The sequence below is a fragment of the Fictibacillus iocasae genome (assembly GCF_042665465.1).
GTDB classification, from domain to species: Bacteria; Bacillota; Bacilli; order Bacillales; family Fictibacillaceae; genus Fictibacillus; species Fictibacillus iocasae.
In genome coordinates this window covers 86,261-101,000 of sequence record NZ_JBHTCP010000014.1, presented here as the reverse complement: position 1 = coordinate 101,000, position 14,740 = coordinate 86,261, and the positions used below count along the sequence as shown (strand labels likewise).

Sequence of the window (14,740 nt, the reverse complement as noted above, 5' to 3'; positions counted from 1 at the left end):
CATGAAGAGAATTCTTAAGATATCAAACACTAACACCAAGACACTGCAAATGAAAGGGAGAACAACATGCATACTATGTGGAAAGGGGCTATTAGCTTCGGACTCGTGAATATACCAGTCAAGCTGTTTGCCGCTACAGAGAGCAAGGATATTAAAATGCGCTATCTTCATGAAACATGCCACAACCCGATTTCTTATGAGAAGATGTGTCCTGTTTGCGAAAAGGAAGTCGAACAGGACGACATCGTAAAAGGATATGAATATGAACCCGGCAAATTTGTGATCGTTGAAAAAAACGAACTGGATGAGCTTGCCTCTTTAAAAGGGAAAGCGATTGAGATCATTGATTTTGTCAGTTTGGAAGAAATTGACCCTATTTACTTTAACCGCTCTTATTTCGTCGGTCCTGGAGAAAACGGTGCTAAATCGTTTGCTCTTTTAAAGAAAGCGATGCAGGACACTGGAAAAATTGGTCTTGCGAAATTCACTCTGCGCTCTAAAGAGCATCTTGCTGCAGTGAGAGTATATGAGAAAGGCCTAGTTCTTGAAACCATCTTCTACCCTGATGAAGTAAGGAATATAGACCATGTACCAGGCTTGAACGAAGAGATCGACCTAAATGAAAAGGAAGTAGAAATGGCCAAACAGCTTGTCGAACAGCTCACTTCTCCTTTTGAGCCTGAAAAGTATCATGATGAATATCGCACATCATTAATGGACCTGATTCACAGCAAAATCTCCGGTGACGAGATTAAAGTGGCACGCGAGAAAGAAAAGACAAATGTCGTTGACTTGATGGAAGCCCTGCAAGCCTCCATTGACGCTTCCAAAACAATACCTTTAAAAAAACAGGCAGAGCCCTCAGACCAGAAAAAAGAACCTAAAAAGAAAAAGTCAGCTTCTAAAAAGAAAGCGTCCAGTTGATGGTGAGCGGCCGGTTAAAGCCCATGCTGCCCTCACTTGTCCATTCCCTTCCTGAGGGGGTGGAGTGGTTGTACGAAATCAAGTATGACGGCTATCGCTGCCTTCTTTATTGCAGCAAAGAAGAGGTGAGAATGAAAAGCCGTAACGGTCAAGAACTTGGGAATTCTTTTCCGGAAGTTAAGCATCACATAACAGCATTATTGACCGTTTGGACACCTTTTCTTCCGTTCGTGTTAGATGGGGAGCTCTGTATTTTACGCAATGATAAAAAGGCCGATTTCGAAGCGATTCAATTACGCGGCAGATTAAAGAATATCGAACAAGTTGAAAAAAAATCTAAACAAGCACCCGCCACATTTCTAGCGTTCGACTGTCTTATGAAGAACAGTGAATGGATGACGAAACTGCCCTTGGAAAGCAGAAAAGAAATTCTCTCTTCCCTGCTTTCATACGGTGATGTGGAGGATACCATAATCCCATTAAGACCTTTGAATAAAATTCAAGTACAGACTGATCTTAGCTTTATTCGCTCTCTTGTAACTGAATCTGACGGAGAAGGAATTGTAGCGAAGCAAATTCGAAGCACTTGGAGCGCAGGTACGCGAACCAAACAGTGGCTAAAGTGGAAGAACATAAAAAAAGGGGCCTTCATTTTGACAGCGTATGATCAAAGCAACGGTTTTTTTCATGTGGCTGCCATTGATTCACACGAAAAACTGACATCTGCGGGATTGTTTTCACATGGACTCGAAAGTGAAGAAAGAGAAGCTCTTATCCAAATCGTTAAAAACAACACTTCACACCAGGAAGGCACTGTTTTTTATATTCCGCCTTTTTTGTGCGTAGAGCTAGAATATTTAGAGTTGTATAAAGAACAGCTGAGGCAGCCCCGTTTTTCACGCTTTTTGTTAAACATGCACTGGGAGGACTGTACGTGGGAAAACGTCAAAAAGAACAGTACACCATCACAGTAAATGCATCTGATATTGTCATTACGAGTCCAGACAAGCCGGTTTGGCCTGAAAAGGGTATTGCGAAGCTAGAGTACCTCCACTATTTGAGCTTTATTGCACCGTATATTCTTCCATTTCTAAAGGAGCGTACATTAACCGTCATACGTTATCCTCACGGAGTTCAGGGTGAACGTTTTTATCAGAAGAATTGTCCGGAATATGCTCCTACCTTTGTCGAGACGTTCTTAGAAGAGGATATTCATTATTGCATCTGCTCCAATTTAGAAACACTTTTGTGGCTTGGAAACCAGCTTGCACTGGAAATGCATATTCCCTTCCGAAGAACACGTACTTCTTTTCCTTCCGAAATCGTAATGGACCTCGATCCGCCTTCACGATCTGATTTCGGCCTTGCCGTCGAAGCGTCTCTCATTATCAAAGAAGTCTGTGATTCACTCCGGCTCGTTCCTTACGTTAAAACAAGCGGAAATAAAGGGATGCAAGTATATATTCCAATTCCCGATCACTCATTTACCTTTGTTGAAGCAAGAATGTTCACAAGCTTTCTTGCTGACTATTTAATCAACAAAGAACCCGATTATTTCACGACAGAACGTCTTAAGAAAAAGAGGGGCCAAAAATGCTATATCGACTTTATCCAGCATGCAGAAGGCAAGACAATTATCGCTCCATATTCGGCAAGGGGGAACAGTGACGCACTTGTCGCCACTCCAGTATATTGGCACGAAGTCAACAGCAGCCTTCGTCCAGAACTTTTCACAGTAGACAGCTTAAAGACACGAATTAAGAGCAAAGGAGATCCATTCTCATCATTTTGGGAAACCAAAACAACACAGCCATTCCAGCATGTCCTACACGTATTGAAAGAGAGACGCCATTTGCAGTGATTTCCTAGAATAAAAAAAAGCACTCCTACTTCAGAGTATTTCTGAGTGGAATACTTTTAATGAATGAACAGTGACCAGCTTACACGGTTTCTTTCGTCTCTAAGCCTTCAAGCTTCGGCTTGCATGACTGACGGATGATCAGCTTATGAGGGACGACTACCCTTTTCCCTAGCTTGCACGTCTGTATGCAGTCCAAGAGACCGACAGCCGCTTCATAACCAAGCTGAAAGATATTAATATCGACTGAAGTGAGCGGCGGTGTGGAGAGCTCTGAAATCATCACATTATTAAAGCTTGCAACCGAAATGTCATCTGGCACGGATAACCCCAGTTCCTTCAGTGTACTGATCACACCGAAGGTCATTAAGTCATCCATCACGACTAATGCGGTAGGAGGATCAGGCAGGGAGAACAGCTCTTTCACTGCCTCCTGTCCCCCCTCTTTTAGAAATTGTTCATGAACAATGTAATGGTCCTTATAATCCAAAGCTGCATCACGGATTGCTTTTTCGTATCCGAGAAGCCTGTCGATCGTGACGACAAGATTTAGGTTTCCTCCAACAAAGCCGATCCGCTCATGTCCTAGAGAGATCAAGTACTCAGTCAATTCCTGCGATGCTTTGTAATTATCGTTATCGATATGCGTGATGCAATCAGCGTTTTTAAACGGTTTCCCAATCACGGTAAACGGAAACTGTTGTTGTTGCAGATACGTCATGATCCGGTCATCCACCCTTGAGTAGAGCAGGATGATGCCGTCCACCCTCCTGCCCTGCACCATCTGAACGACACCATCAAAAATTTCATCCTCTGTTTTTCCTGTGGACATGTACAGAGCATACTCTTTTTCGTGCGCCTTTGTTGAGATGCCTCTTATCACTTCAGGGAAAAACGGGTTTTGAAAAGCATGATCAGCAGAGCTTGGCATAACCAGTCCAATGGCCTGTGTAGAACGGTTAGCCAGGCTCCGCGCGTTGAAGTTAGGATGGTAGCCAAGATATTCCATGGCTTCTTTAACCTTGCGTTTTGTTTTTTCAGAGATCCGCGGATTATTGGCGATCACTCTGGATACTGTAGAAGGCGCTACATCGGCCAATCGTGCCACGTCTTTTATTGTCACTGCCATGCAGTTCCCCTCCTTTCCCTAATAAAAAGAAAGCGTTTCCTTCTAATTGCCTCATTCATTGTAATGGATGAAACGCTTGCAAACAAGCTGAACTTACGAATTTTTCCTTTTTGCAGCATAGGCACACACTAATAAAGCAGCTAGTGCAGCAGCTATTCCCCACCATACTTTGTTTGCTTCTGATTTTTTTTGAACGCGATATAATTGCGCTGTTTCCGCAGCTAGCTCTACTTTTCCAGTCTTTCCTTCAACTTTTGCTTCCATGCTTTCCGGAAAATCAAGCATTGGAGCAAGATCATACTTTTCATTCAGGTGCTTGTCATGAAAAGAGATTTCTGATTTTTTTTCGCTGTTGTTATAAGCGATGTAAACGATCTCTTCCTTATATTCCCTCTTGAAAACAGCAATCGGACCGTCTTCATAAACCATTTGATAGCTGCCTCGCCTTAAAGCAAGGCTTTCTTGTCTCAACTTTGCGATTTCCCTCGTGAACGCTTCCATGTCATCATCTTTAGGAAACGTCATCATATGCCGATTATCCGGATCTTCTCCGCCATCCATACTATGCTCTGTTCCTTGATATAAAATGGGTATGCCAGGGGCTGTATAAAGATAGGTCAAGGCCAGACGCAGCCTTTTCTTTGGATCCTCATTGTTGAGAATGGCCTGCCTCGTAAACCGGATGTTATCATGGTTATCAAGGAAATTCCCCATTTCATAGGGCTTGCTGTAATAATATTTGTTGCGGTCCCAGACGGAAGCCAGTTCAGAAAGAGGCTGCCCGCTCTCACTGAAAGCAAGCGTCATTTCATTATATAAAGGGTAATCTACAAACGATCCGATGCCTGCTTCGCTGTATCCTGCGATATATTCGGGGTTGTCATGCCAAACTTCACCTAAAAGGTAAAAATCAGACTTTGCTTCTCTTACGGCCTTAGCGAAGTCGGTCCAAAATGTTTTCGGTACATGCTTGACCGTATCAAGACGGTATCCATCAATGTCTGTTTCTTTGATCCAGTAGACGGCCACATCAAGGAGATACTCCCTGACTTCCGGATTTTCATGATTGAAGTCCGGAAGACCGGACAGCCATCCATTTTCAACCTGTTCTTGATCTTGATAATCATATATTTCCTGCTGCTCGTGAAACCAATCCTTTTTGTCAGTTTGTGTCAGCCATCGAGTCTTATAGCCTGTATGATTAACGACTAAATCAAGAATGACTTTCATATCTCGTTTATGTGCTTCTGATACGAGTTCCTTCATATCATCCAAATTGCCAAAATGCTCTTCAACCTTATAAAAATCCTCCGTCCAATAGCCGTGATAACCCTTCTCCTCGTTTTTTACGACAGGAGTCAGCCAAATGACTGTGGAGCCAAGTTTTTTTATATAATCCAATTTTTTCGTGATGCCTTTAATATCCCCGCCATGATAAGCATAAGGGTCTTCAGTATTTACTTCATAATCATTGGAAAGGTCTCCATTATGAAACCGGTCAATCATAATAAAATAAATTGATTCGTCCTGCCAGCTTCTATCCTTTCCCTCTGCAAGCGCCTTCATTTCCGCAAAGAAAAAAAGGAGAAACGGGAGCAGCAGGATGATGATGAACCGGCTGCCCGCCAGCGTTTTTCCTTTGACCTTCATTACCCCTTCGTTCCTCCAGCCGTCAATCCAGATACAAAGAACCGCTGCAGTGATAAGAAGAGAATGCCGATTGGTACAGCGATAAGCACTGATCCTGCGGCAAACGTTGTAAAGCTGTTGCCGAATTCATCTGAGATCATGTTATACAGTCCGATGGCAAGCGTGAACTTTTCCGGTGATCGGAGAAGTACAGATGCCAGGATAAAGTCTGCAAATGGCGAGATGAAGCTGAACAAAGCAACGACTGCCAGAATCGGTTTTGAAAGCGGCAGGATAATCTGGAAGAAGATCCTGAAATGCCCTGCGCCGTCCATGCGAGCGGACTCGTCTAGCTCTTTTGGAATCGTATCATAATAGCCTTTCGCCAGCCATGTGTTCATAGGAATCAATCCTCCGACATAGACAAGAACAAGCCCAAAGTGAGTATCAAGGAGCTTCACTTGGTCAGCCAGAATAAAGATTGCGAGAATCGCGACGAACTGCGGAACCATTTGAAGTACAAGGAAAAGCAGAAGGCCGTTTTTGCGTCCGATGAACTGATAACGGGAGAACGCATACGCCGTCAAGCCGATAAAGATAACCGCAAGTACCATCGTAAAGAAACAAACCTTTAGAGTGTTCCAATACCAAGTAAGGTAGTCCGTGTTCTCGAACAGGTTTTTATAGTGTGCAAGTGTTGCATTTTCCGGAATGATTGTAGAACTCATCAAGCTGTTCCCTGGGTTGAACGACGAGCCGATTACCCATAATACCGGATAGACGACAACAATAACGGCTGCCAATAGAATAATATAAGACAAGGTTAGACGGATGTATTTTGCCGTTTTTATGCTCATGTTAAATCGTCCCCTCATCCTTGAAAGATTTTGTCTTTCTGAAATTATAAAGAGCTACCGTGACAATGATAATGGAGAGCAGTACAGTAATCGCTGCCGCTTTCGAATATTGCGAAGATGTCATTGTCAGCGTATAGATCCAAGAGATTAAGATATCTGTTCCGCCTGCATTTTGGCCTGCTACTGGAGGTCCTCCTGCATTGAACAAGTAAATAACATTAAAGTTGTTAAAGTTAAACGTGTACTGAGTGATCAGAATAGGAGCCGTTGCAAACAGAATCATCGGCAGGGTGATGCTTTTGAATTTATCAAAGGCAGAAGCTCCGTCCACTGTAGCCGCTTCATAAAGTTCTTCAGGAATGGACTGCAATACCCCTGTTGTCATCGCCATAACGAACGGGAATCCAAGCCAAGATTGAATGAATATCAACGCGATCTTCGAATAAAAAGGATCGGTCATCCATTCTATGGAATCGATTCCAAGTGAGTTTAAAATTTGATTATTAATTGCTCCGAATGATTCGTTAAACAATCCGCTGAAAATAAGGATGGATACGAATGCTGGCACTGCCCAAGGAAGAATTAATAATGTGCGGATAAGGCCTTTAAATTTCAAGTCTTTCTGGTTCACAACGACTGCAAGGAAAATACCGATCGCCACTTGCAGCGTCGTCGCTGAAAACGTCCAGATAATCGTCCAGGCAAATACAGAGATAAACGTTTCACGCCATAAATCAAGAGAAAAGATCTCAATAAAGTTTTGAATGCCCACCCATTCAACGAGCTTTGCCGGCGGTGAGTGGTAAAGGTCGTAGTTTGTGAACGCGAGCAGGATCATGAACAAGATCGGGAAAATAACAACAAAGATCAGCAGGAAGAAACCTGGTCCTACCATTAAATAGGGGAAGCCTTTATCGACTACTGTTAAATATTGTTCGCTCAATGTATTCAGTGCGATGCCATTGTCGCGCTTTTTTCCGTTTTGAGAAGCATCATATAAGTTAAACGCGTAAAACGCCAGACCGATTGCAATAATGATCAAAGCAATGATTCCTTCAACGAGCAAAAATACGGAATGGTCGCGGAATTGCACTTCACCTAGTGTGAAAAGCCCCCACATACCCATGTTAAGTGTTTCAAAGAATACGATGAAATAGGAAGCTGCCAGCAATAGAAAAAGGGAACCTTTTAACCATTGTTTGTTGAACAGCTGGCCTAATCCTGGAATGATGGACAATAGCGCCGCTTTCTTCTGATAAGTCACGAAGGGCTGTCTCCTTTCTTTCCCCCTGCCGTATGTGTTCGAAAGGATCGAGGATCCAGTTCAAATCCTTTCCAGCACGTACGTAAAGGGATAGAAAGCAGTACCCTATACTTGGGTACCGCTTTCCTTTTCATATAGATGGAAAATTATTTTTTCTTGTGATTGGTTTCAATATTCTGGTTGATCTGCTTTACTGCACCTTCAAGTGCTTTCTTTGCATCTGACTTTCCAGTTGCTGAAAGTTGAAGAGCATTAGCTGCAGGCGTCCAAACTTCAGCCATCTCTGGAATGTTCGGCATTGGCACACCGCGCTCAGATTGAACAGCAACTGCTTTCGCTGCTTCGTTGTCAGCGATGATTGGATCTTCCATTAGCTTAACAACTGGCGGGATTTCAGCAGTCTTTTCGAAACGAACTTTAGAGTTTTCTTCGTTCGTGATGAACTCAACTAGCTTTGTTGCCCATTCTTGATTTTTAGAATATGAACTTACAAAGTATCCTTTTACTCCGATGAACGTTTTTACATACTCACCGTTTGGAAGCTTAGGCATTGGAGCAACACCGATGTCGATTCCTGCATCTTTATAAGGCTGGAAAGACCAAGGACCGTTCATAACAGCAGCAACCTTCTTGCCAGTGAACAATCCATCGATTGTCTGTCCAGCGTCTTTACCGATGATTCCTTTAGGAAACAATCCTTCTTTGTACCAAGAAGTAATATAGTCTAACCCTTCAACTCCGCCGTCGTTAGCGAGGCCAACATCAGCAGGATCTAGAGTTCCATTGTCATCTTTAAATACGTATCCGCCCATTCCCGAAAGAACGCCGTGTGCGAAATAGAAATCTGTCCAGTTAGCTAAGTAAGAATACTCTGCTCCGAACTTGTCGCCTTTTAGCTCGTCCAATGTTTCAGGAGCTTTGTCCATGAACGCTTTGTTATAAACAAATACTGGTGTTTCAGTCGATTTAGGAAGTCCGTAAAGATTTCCTTCGTAAGTAAGAGCGTTGATCGCAGACTCTGTGTAAATTTTCTTTGTCTCATCTGACACTTTGATCGGAGCGATTAGCCCTTCAAGTGCAAGTGGTCCTACACGGTCATGCGGAGTTGTGATAATGTCTGGGCCTTTGCCAGAGCGTCCGTCAAGACGAAGCTTTTCCTGCTGATCAAGCATCGGCTTTTCTTCAAGCTTCACTTTAATGCCGTATTTCTCTTCGAACTTTTTGATCGCGTCTTGTGTTCCGATCCCTTTTTCTTTATCTTCCCAGATCGTCAGCTGCTTTGGCTTGTGAGCTTCTTTTCCGGCTTCTTTTCCGCCCTCTTCTTCTTTTGGTCCGCATGCTGCTAGTGAGCCTGCCGCCAATGCAAAAGTTAAAGGCCATGCTAGTAACTTTTTCATGGTTGATCCCCCTATGAAAGATTGTTTATACGTTATACAACCGTTTGCACAATGTGACAAAAAAAGAGGAAAGTCTCTCTTCCGTTAGTTGTGAAAACGATTGCATGAACCGCTTACTTTTCATTATACATAGTGTTTTTTTTTTTACAACTCTTTTTTTTCGAAAAATTGCATACGCTTTCAAATAATGTTAGTTGACAACTCCATTCGTTTGTCATAAAAATAAACTATACAAATTTGAAGGCAATGTGCTTATCAGGTACAACCTCTGCGCTTAAAAAGCAGGGTTGTGCCTTTTTTGTTTTATTGCTCCATTTTAAGAATCATTTTGCTGAAATACTGCTTTCGTTTGAAACGTCCGTTTTGTGAGTTTATTGCTTTTTATGGGCAGAAACCGTGCATCAACTGTATCGGAGAGCAACCACTTGTTACCATTCTAAATGCAGCTACTACATTAGAAAAAGGAAAATTATTTAAAAGGAGAGGAAGACGATGATGAATGTAGAGGCACTCTATCACAGACCGAAGAACAATTTTGCTTATGCGTATGATGAAAAAACACTTCATATCAGACTGCGTACAAAAAAAGGAGATATGGACCACGTTTCTCTTCTATACGGAGACCCTTATCACTGGACGGAGAATGGCTGGCAAACCGATAAGATGGCTATGACCTTCAGCGGTTCTGATGAATGGTTTGATTATTATTTTGCTTCCATTGAACCTGATTTCCGCCGTCTCCGCTACGGGTTTGAGCTTCATTCTCGTACAGAAAAGAAGGTTTATACAGAGCGTGGATTATTTGATGAGGCACCAGTTGACGATACCGCTTATTATTTCTGCTTTCCCTTCTTGAACGCGGCAGACGTGTTCCGCGCTCCATCCTGGGTGAAAGATACAGTGTGGTATCAGATTTTTCCTGAACGGTTTGCCAATGGCGATTCGAGCAATGACCCCCCAGGCTCACTGCCATGGGGCAGCACAGAGCCCGAGATCAACAACTTCTTCGGCGGCGATTTCGAGGGTGTGATTCAGAACATTTCTTATTTAAAGGAACTCGGTATTGGAGGGATTTATTTTACTCCAATTTTTAAAGCGAAATCCAACCATAAATACGACACGATTGATTATATGGAGATTGATCCACAGTTCGGTGACAAAGAGACATTCCGCAAGCTTGTGAAGATATGCCATGAAAACGGCATCAAAGTGATGCTCGATGCCGTTTTCAACCATAGCGGCTTTTATTTCGAACCGTTTCAGGATGTACTGGCGAACGAAGAACATTCTCGCTATAAAGACTGGTTCCACCTGCGGGAATTTCCTATCCAGACGGAGCCTCGTCCAAATTATGATACGTTTGCATTTGAAAAATCTATGCCGAAGCTCAACACGGAAAATCCGGAAGTCCGCCGTTATTTATTGGACGTAGCCCGGTATTGGGTGGAAGAATTCGATATAGACGGCTGGAGGCTTGATGTGGCGAATGAGGTGGACCATTCATTCTGGCGCGACTTCAGGAAGGCGGTAAAGTCCGTGAAGCCTGACGCGTATATTCTCGGCGAGATCTGGCACGATTCGATGCCTTGGCTTGCCGGTGATCAGTTTGATGCTGTGATGAACTATCCGTTTACTAATGCTGCTCTAGATTTCGTGGCATCTGAAAAGATTGATGCGGTGGGATTCGCTGATAAAATCATGAACGTCACTCATATGTATCCTGAAAACGTGAGTGAAGCTGCCTTTAACCTTCTTGGTTCACATGACACACAGCGAGTTCTGACACTATGCAGCGGAAATAAGGAAAAGGTGAAACTGTTATACGTGCTCATGATGAGCTACAGCGGAACACCATGCATTTACTACGGAGACGAAATCGCGATGACAGGCGGACGCGATCCTGGCTGCCGCAAATGCATGGAATGGGACAAATTAAAACAGGACCTCGATATGTTCCATACTGTGCAGAAATTAATAAGCCTTCGAAAACAAGTTGCCGGCTTTGGCAATGGCTCTAAACTCCGCTTCATTCAAGCAGAAGGCAAAACACTGATTTTTGAAAAGACGTGTGAAGGAAGCTCCGTTGTGATTGCCGTCAATGCTGACGATCATCCAGCTGAATTATCGTATTCAATTGATGCTGAAAAAACAGCAACTAATCTCTGGGAACAAGAAGAAGCTGTTACCGGAACGTTGCACTTCATCCTCCCTTCTTATGGATTCGCAGTTTATGAAGTGAAGTAGTTATATTCAAGCTGGCTTTATTGCCAGCTTTTTCTTTTATTTTGAGGGTGAAAAGCATAGAATGGGAGAATGCTGATTTTTATATTTTTAGGAGGCACCTTATGGTCAATAAAAAGGCAACGACTGCTGCAGAGAAACTATCATTGTTTGCCATCACATGGCCGATTTTTATTGAATTTCTTCTTCATATGCTTATGGGCAATGCTGACACACTGATGCTTAGTCAATACTCCGACCATTCGGTTGCAGCCGTCGGATTGACCAATCAGATTCTTTCCATCGTCATCGTCATGTTCGGTTTTATCGCGACAGGAACGAGTGTCGTGATCGCTCAGGCCGTCGGGGCAAAAAATTTTAAAAGCGCCGAAGAAACCATCATCGTTTCACTTGCTGCAAACCTCGTGTTTGGTGCACTGTTAAGCGCTTCTCTTTACCTTTTTGGCGGTGTTTTCCTCACTTGGGTACAAACTCCCCCAGAGCTGATGAGTGAAGCAAAGAGCTATTTATATATCGTTGGCGGCTTTTCATTTATACAAGCGGTGATCATGACGATCGGAGCATCTCTTAGAAGCTATGGCTTTACGAAAGATGCGATGAATGTCACGATCGGGATGAATGTACTGAATGTTATCGGAAACTATTTGTTCATTTTCGGCCCGTTTGGCATCCCTGTGCTCGGTGTGGAAGGAGTGGCGATATCCACCTCTGTGAGCCGTATGGCAGGATTGGCCATTTTATTGGTCTTATTAAAGAAAAGAACGAATATCAGTCTGGATTTGCGCCGCGCTGCTAGTGTTCCCATTAAGCATTTAAAAAATGTTCTGCGAATCGGCCTGCCCGCTGCTGGTGAGCATCTTTCGTACAGCACTTCACAGATGGTGATCACTATTTTCATCACTATGATCGGTACACAAGCTCTGACAGCGAAGGTTTATGCCTTTAACATCATGATGTTTATCTTTTTGTTTTCTGTATCAATCGGTCAAGGCACTCAGATTATCGTCGGTCAAATGATCGGAGCGAAAAAACTTGATGAAGCATACGAGACATGCCTTAGAAGCTTGAAGTACTCTATGTTTATTACATTCGGGATGTCCATAATCGTCGCATTTTCAGCCAAGCCGCTTCTATCTATATTCACAAACAATCCTGCTATATTAAGTGTTGGCGCTGTTCTGCTGGCATTGACTGTCGTGCTAGAGCCAGGACGATCGTTTAATTTAGTCGTGATCTCCTCTCTTCGCGCCGCAGGTGATGCGAAATTCCCTGTATATATGGGTGTTCTCTCCATGTGGGGGATGAGCGTTCCTTTATCCTATATACTGGGCATTTCCATGGGCTTTGGCCTAATCGGCATCTTCATCGCCTTTATCGCGGATGAATGGCTGCGCGGCCTTCTCATGCTGCGCCGCTGGAAGCAGCGCGGCTGGCAGGAAAATCGAATGGCTGCCTGAAAGTTTACACATAAAAGGATCCACTCCTTCAACAAGGTGTGGATCCTTTTCATCTTTTACCCTTTGTTCTATTCCGTGATATTAATGTTATAGTCTGAGAGCCAGCTGTCGATCTGGGCAAGGTGTGCCATCAGCTGAGGGCCTGTCATTAGCTGACCGAACCATGGCGTCTTGAAGGCATCGCCGTTCGTGTCGATGATCTTCTGAACTTTGCTGCGGTCAAGCACTTCAAACAACGGTGAATTCTTTTTATCAGCGATGGATTGAAGCCAGTCTCTGACACCTTGCGTATAAACCGGATGATGCGTCTTCGGATAGGGGCTTTTTTTGCGGTACAGCACATCATCAGGAAGCAGGCCTGTCATCGCTTTTCTTAAAATGCCTTTTTCTCTTCCGCCGAGCATTTTCATTTCCCACGGGATATTCCATGCATATTCCACGATCCGGTGGTCAGCAAATGGAACACGTACTTCAAGACTTGCCCCCATGCTCATCCGGTCCTTTCTGTCGAGAAGGGTAGTCATGAACCAGATCATGTTTAGATAAAAGATTTCACGACGCCTCGCTTCTAAAGAGGTTTCTCCATCAAGCCTTGGTGTTTCGTTCACGGTTTCTTCGTAACGAGAATAAACATAGTCAGCAAGATTAAGCCTAGATTCATAGTCTGCTGTAAGCAAGGAACGTCTTTCCTCAGTCGATCTCATCCACGGGAACATTTGTCGGTTCATCAATTCTTCTTTATGAAACCAAGGGTAGCCTCCGAATATTTCGTCTGCGCATTCTCCAGATAATGCTACAGTCGACTGTTTTTTAATATGACGGCAAAACCATAATAGTGAGGAATCCACATCAGCCATACCCGGCAGATCTCTTACCGTGACCGCTTCACGCAAATGGTTGATTAACAGCTCGTTATCGATCACACAAAAATGATGGACCGAGCCTGTCGACTGAACCATCTTTTCTATCCACGGGCCGTCACTGTTTGGCTGAAAATCGCTTGCTTTAAAATATTTATCGTTTTCTGCATAATCGATCGAAAAGGTATGCAGCTCCCCTTTGTTTTCACTTTGAAAATGCTTGGCGGCAATGGCACTGATCGCTGATGAATCTACCCCGCCAGAAAGAAAGGTACACACTGGAACATCGGCGATCAGCTGGCGCTCTACCGCATCCACCACAAGACTCCGCACATTTTCAATCGTTTCTTGAAGGTCGTGTTCATGAGGCTTGCTTTCTACATTCCAGTAACGCCATTTTTTCAAGCCGCTTTTAGAGAAGGCAGCGGCATGGGCCGGCCTCAGCTCGCTGATTCCTTTATACACCCCGACACCTGGTGTTCGCGACGGTCCAAGTCCGAACACTTCCTGCAGGCCTTCTCTACCGATCTCTGCCTTGACATCTGGATGTGCAAGAATGGCTTTTATTTCTGAACCAAACAATAGGGAGCTCCCGCTTTCACGGTAGAATAGCGGTTTCACACCAAGACGGTCACGTGCCAAAAAGACCGTTTCCCGTTCTGCATCATAAATGGCAAAAGCAAAGATGCCGTTCAGCTTTTCCAGACAGCTTTCTTTCCATTCGATATACGCTGTCAGCAGCACCTCTGTATCCGAATGCCCTGTAAAGCTATACCCTCGGGAAAGCAGCTCTTTTCTGATGTCTTCTGTATTATAAAGTTCCCCGTTATAGCAGATCGTAAAGGCTATCCCGTTTTTGAGCCTGGTCATCGGCTGCACGCCGCCTTCAATATCGACTACTGCAAGCCTCGCATGACCGAACCCTACGTGAACATCGCTCCATGCGTTCAGTGCATCCGGTCCTCTCTTAGACAGTGTATTGGCCATTTTAAGAAGCACTTTTTTTTCACCGGCCACATGATGTTTCCAGTCCGCCCAGCCTGTTATCCCGCACATAGCTGTCACCCTTTCTTCCTGCATTTGATCACATCTGCCCAATAAACAGAATATGCAGTGCCGCATGT

The 14,740-nt window shown here is 43.9% G+C and carries 11 protein-coding genes; 5 read left to right on the top strand and 6 right to left on the bottom strand.

What is annotated here, in order from left to right:
• Positions 1 to 66 precede the first annotated feature (66 nt).
• The 3 genes from ku (at position 67) to ligD (ending at position 2,785) form a co-directional block, all read left to right on the top strand.
• On the top strand, positions 67 to 924 hold the full coding sequence (gene ku / locus ACFQPF_RS08760) for a non-homologous end joining protein Ku (RefSeq protein WP_379748668.1): 858 nt from the start codon (positions 67 to 69) through the stop codon (positions 922 to 924).
• A gap of 68 nt (positions 925 to 992) precedes the next feature.
• Positions 993 to 1,898, top strand: a complete 906-nt coding sequence (locus ACFQPF_RS08755; protein ID WP_379748666.1) for an ATP-dependent DNA ligase — start codon at positions 993 to 995, stop codon at positions 1,896 to 1,898.
• Entirely contained in the window at positions 1,859 to 2,785 is a 927-nt protein-coding gene (gene ligD, locus ACFQPF_RS08750; RefSeq protein WP_379748664.1) for a non-homologous end-joining DNA ligase, read from the top strand. Before ACFQPF_RS08755 ends, ligD begins: the two co-directional genes overlap by 40 nt.
• 79 nt (positions 2,786 to 2,864) lie before the next feature.
• Here ligD and ACFQPF_RS08745 read toward each other — a convergent pair whose 3' ends face one another.
• From ACFQPF_RS08745 to ACFQPF_RS08725, 5 genes are all read right to left on the bottom strand, one after another.
• Positions 2,865 to 3,911 carry a LacI family DNA-binding transcriptional regulator gene (locus tag ACFQPF_RS08745; RefSeq protein WP_379748662.1) on the bottom strand — a complete coding sequence of 349 codons (1,047 nt, stop codon included), beginning with the start codon at positions 3,909 to 3,911 and terminating at the stop codon, positions 2,865 to 2,867.
• A gap of 93 nt (positions 3,912 to 4,004) precedes the next feature.
• Positions 4,005 to 5,561 carry an alpha-amylase family glycosyl hydrolase gene (locus ACFQPF_RS08740; RefSeq protein WP_379748660.1) on the bottom strand — a complete coding sequence of 519 codons (1,557 nt, stop codon included), beginning with the start codon at positions 5,559 to 5,561 and terminating at the stop codon, positions 4,005 to 4,007.
• The gene (locus ACFQPF_RS08735; RefSeq protein WP_379748658.1) at positions 5,561 to 6,397 is read right to left on the bottom strand and encodes a sugar ABC transporter permease; all 837 of its coding nucleotides are present in this window, start codon (positions 6,395 to 6,397) and stop codon (positions 5,561 to 5,563) included. The genes ACFQPF_RS08740 and ACFQPF_RS08735 overlap by 1 nt, the downstream gene beginning before the upstream one ends.
• Position 6,398: 1 nt before the next feature.
• Complete coding sequence (locus tag ACFQPF_RS08730) at positions 6,399 to 7,661, bottom strand: carbohydrate ABC transporter permease (RefSeq protein ID WP_379748656.1); 1,263 nt, start codon at positions 7,659 to 7,661, stop codon at positions 6,399 to 6,401.
• 146 nt (positions 7,662 to 7,807) lie between these two features.
• Complete coding sequence (locus ACFQPF_RS08725; RefSeq protein ID WP_379748654.1) at positions 7,808 to 9,058, bottom strand: extracellular solute-binding protein; 1,251 nt, start codon at positions 9,056 to 9,058, stop codon at positions 7,808 to 7,810.
• A gap of 495 nt (positions 9,059 to 9,553) precedes the next feature.
• Here ACFQPF_RS08725 and ACFQPF_RS08720 point away from each other — a divergent pair, with 495 nt between their 5' ends.
• Together ACFQPF_RS08720 and ACFQPF_RS08715 are read left to right on the top strand one after the other, a co-directional pair.
• The gene (locus ACFQPF_RS08720; protein WP_379748831.1) at positions 9,554 to 11,302 is read left to right on the top strand and encodes an alpha-glycosidase; all 1,749 of its coding nucleotides are present in this window, start codon (positions 9,554 to 9,556) and stop codon (positions 11,300 to 11,302) included.
• 101 nt (positions 11,303 to 11,403) lie between these two features.
• On the top strand, positions 11,404 to 12,756 hold the full coding sequence (locus ACFQPF_RS08715; RefSeq protein ID WP_379748652.1) for an MATE family efflux transporter: 1,353 nt from the start codon (positions 11,404 to 11,406) through the stop codon (positions 12,754 to 12,756).
• Between the two features lie 68 nt (positions 12,757 to 12,824).
• Here ACFQPF_RS08715 and asnB read toward each other — a convergent pair whose 3' ends face one another.
• Positions 12,825 to 14,672 (bottom strand): asparagine synthase (glutamine-hydrolyzing), encoded by a 1,848-nt coding sequence (gene asnB, locus ACFQPF_RS08710; RefSeq protein WP_379748650.1) that lies wholly within the window; start codon positions 14,670 to 14,672, stop codon positions 12,825 to 12,827.
• Positions 14,673 to 14,740 lie beyond the last annotated feature (68 nt).

Excerpts from the sequence above, each read along its gene's own strand:
- ku (WP_379748668.1), top strand. The coding sequence starts at position 67 with ATGCATACTATGTGGAAAGGGGCTATTAGCTTCGGACTCGTGAATATA.
- ACFQPF_RS08745 (WP_379748662.1), bottom strand. The coding sequence starts at position 3,911 with ATGGCAGTGACAATAAAAGACGTGGCACGATTGGCCGATGTAGCGCCT.
- ACFQPF_RS08740 (WP_379748660.1), bottom strand. The coding sequence starts at position 5,561 with ATGAAGGTCAAAGGAAAAACGCTGGCGGGCAGCCGGTTCATCATCATC.
- ACFQPF_RS08735 (WP_379748658.1), bottom strand. The coding sequence starts at position 6,397 with ATGAGCATAAAAACGGCAAAATACATCCGTCTAACCTTGTCTTATATT.
- ACFQPF_RS08725 (WP_379748654.1), bottom strand. The coding sequence starts at position 9,058 with ATGAAAAAGTTACTAGCATGGCCTTTAACTTTTGCATTGGCGGCAGGC.
- ACFQPF_RS08720 (WP_379748831.1), top strand. The coding sequence starts at position 9,554 with ATGAATGTAGAGGCACTCTATCACAGACCGAAGAACAATTTTGCTTAT.
- ACFQPF_RS08715 (WP_379748652.1), top strand. The coding sequence starts at position 11,404 with ATGGTCAATAAAAAGGCAACGACTGCTGCAGAGAAACTATCATTGTTT.
- asnB (WP_379748650.1), bottom strand. The coding sequence starts at position 14,672 with ATGTGCGGGATAACAGGCTGGGCGGACTGGAAACATCATGTGGCCGGT.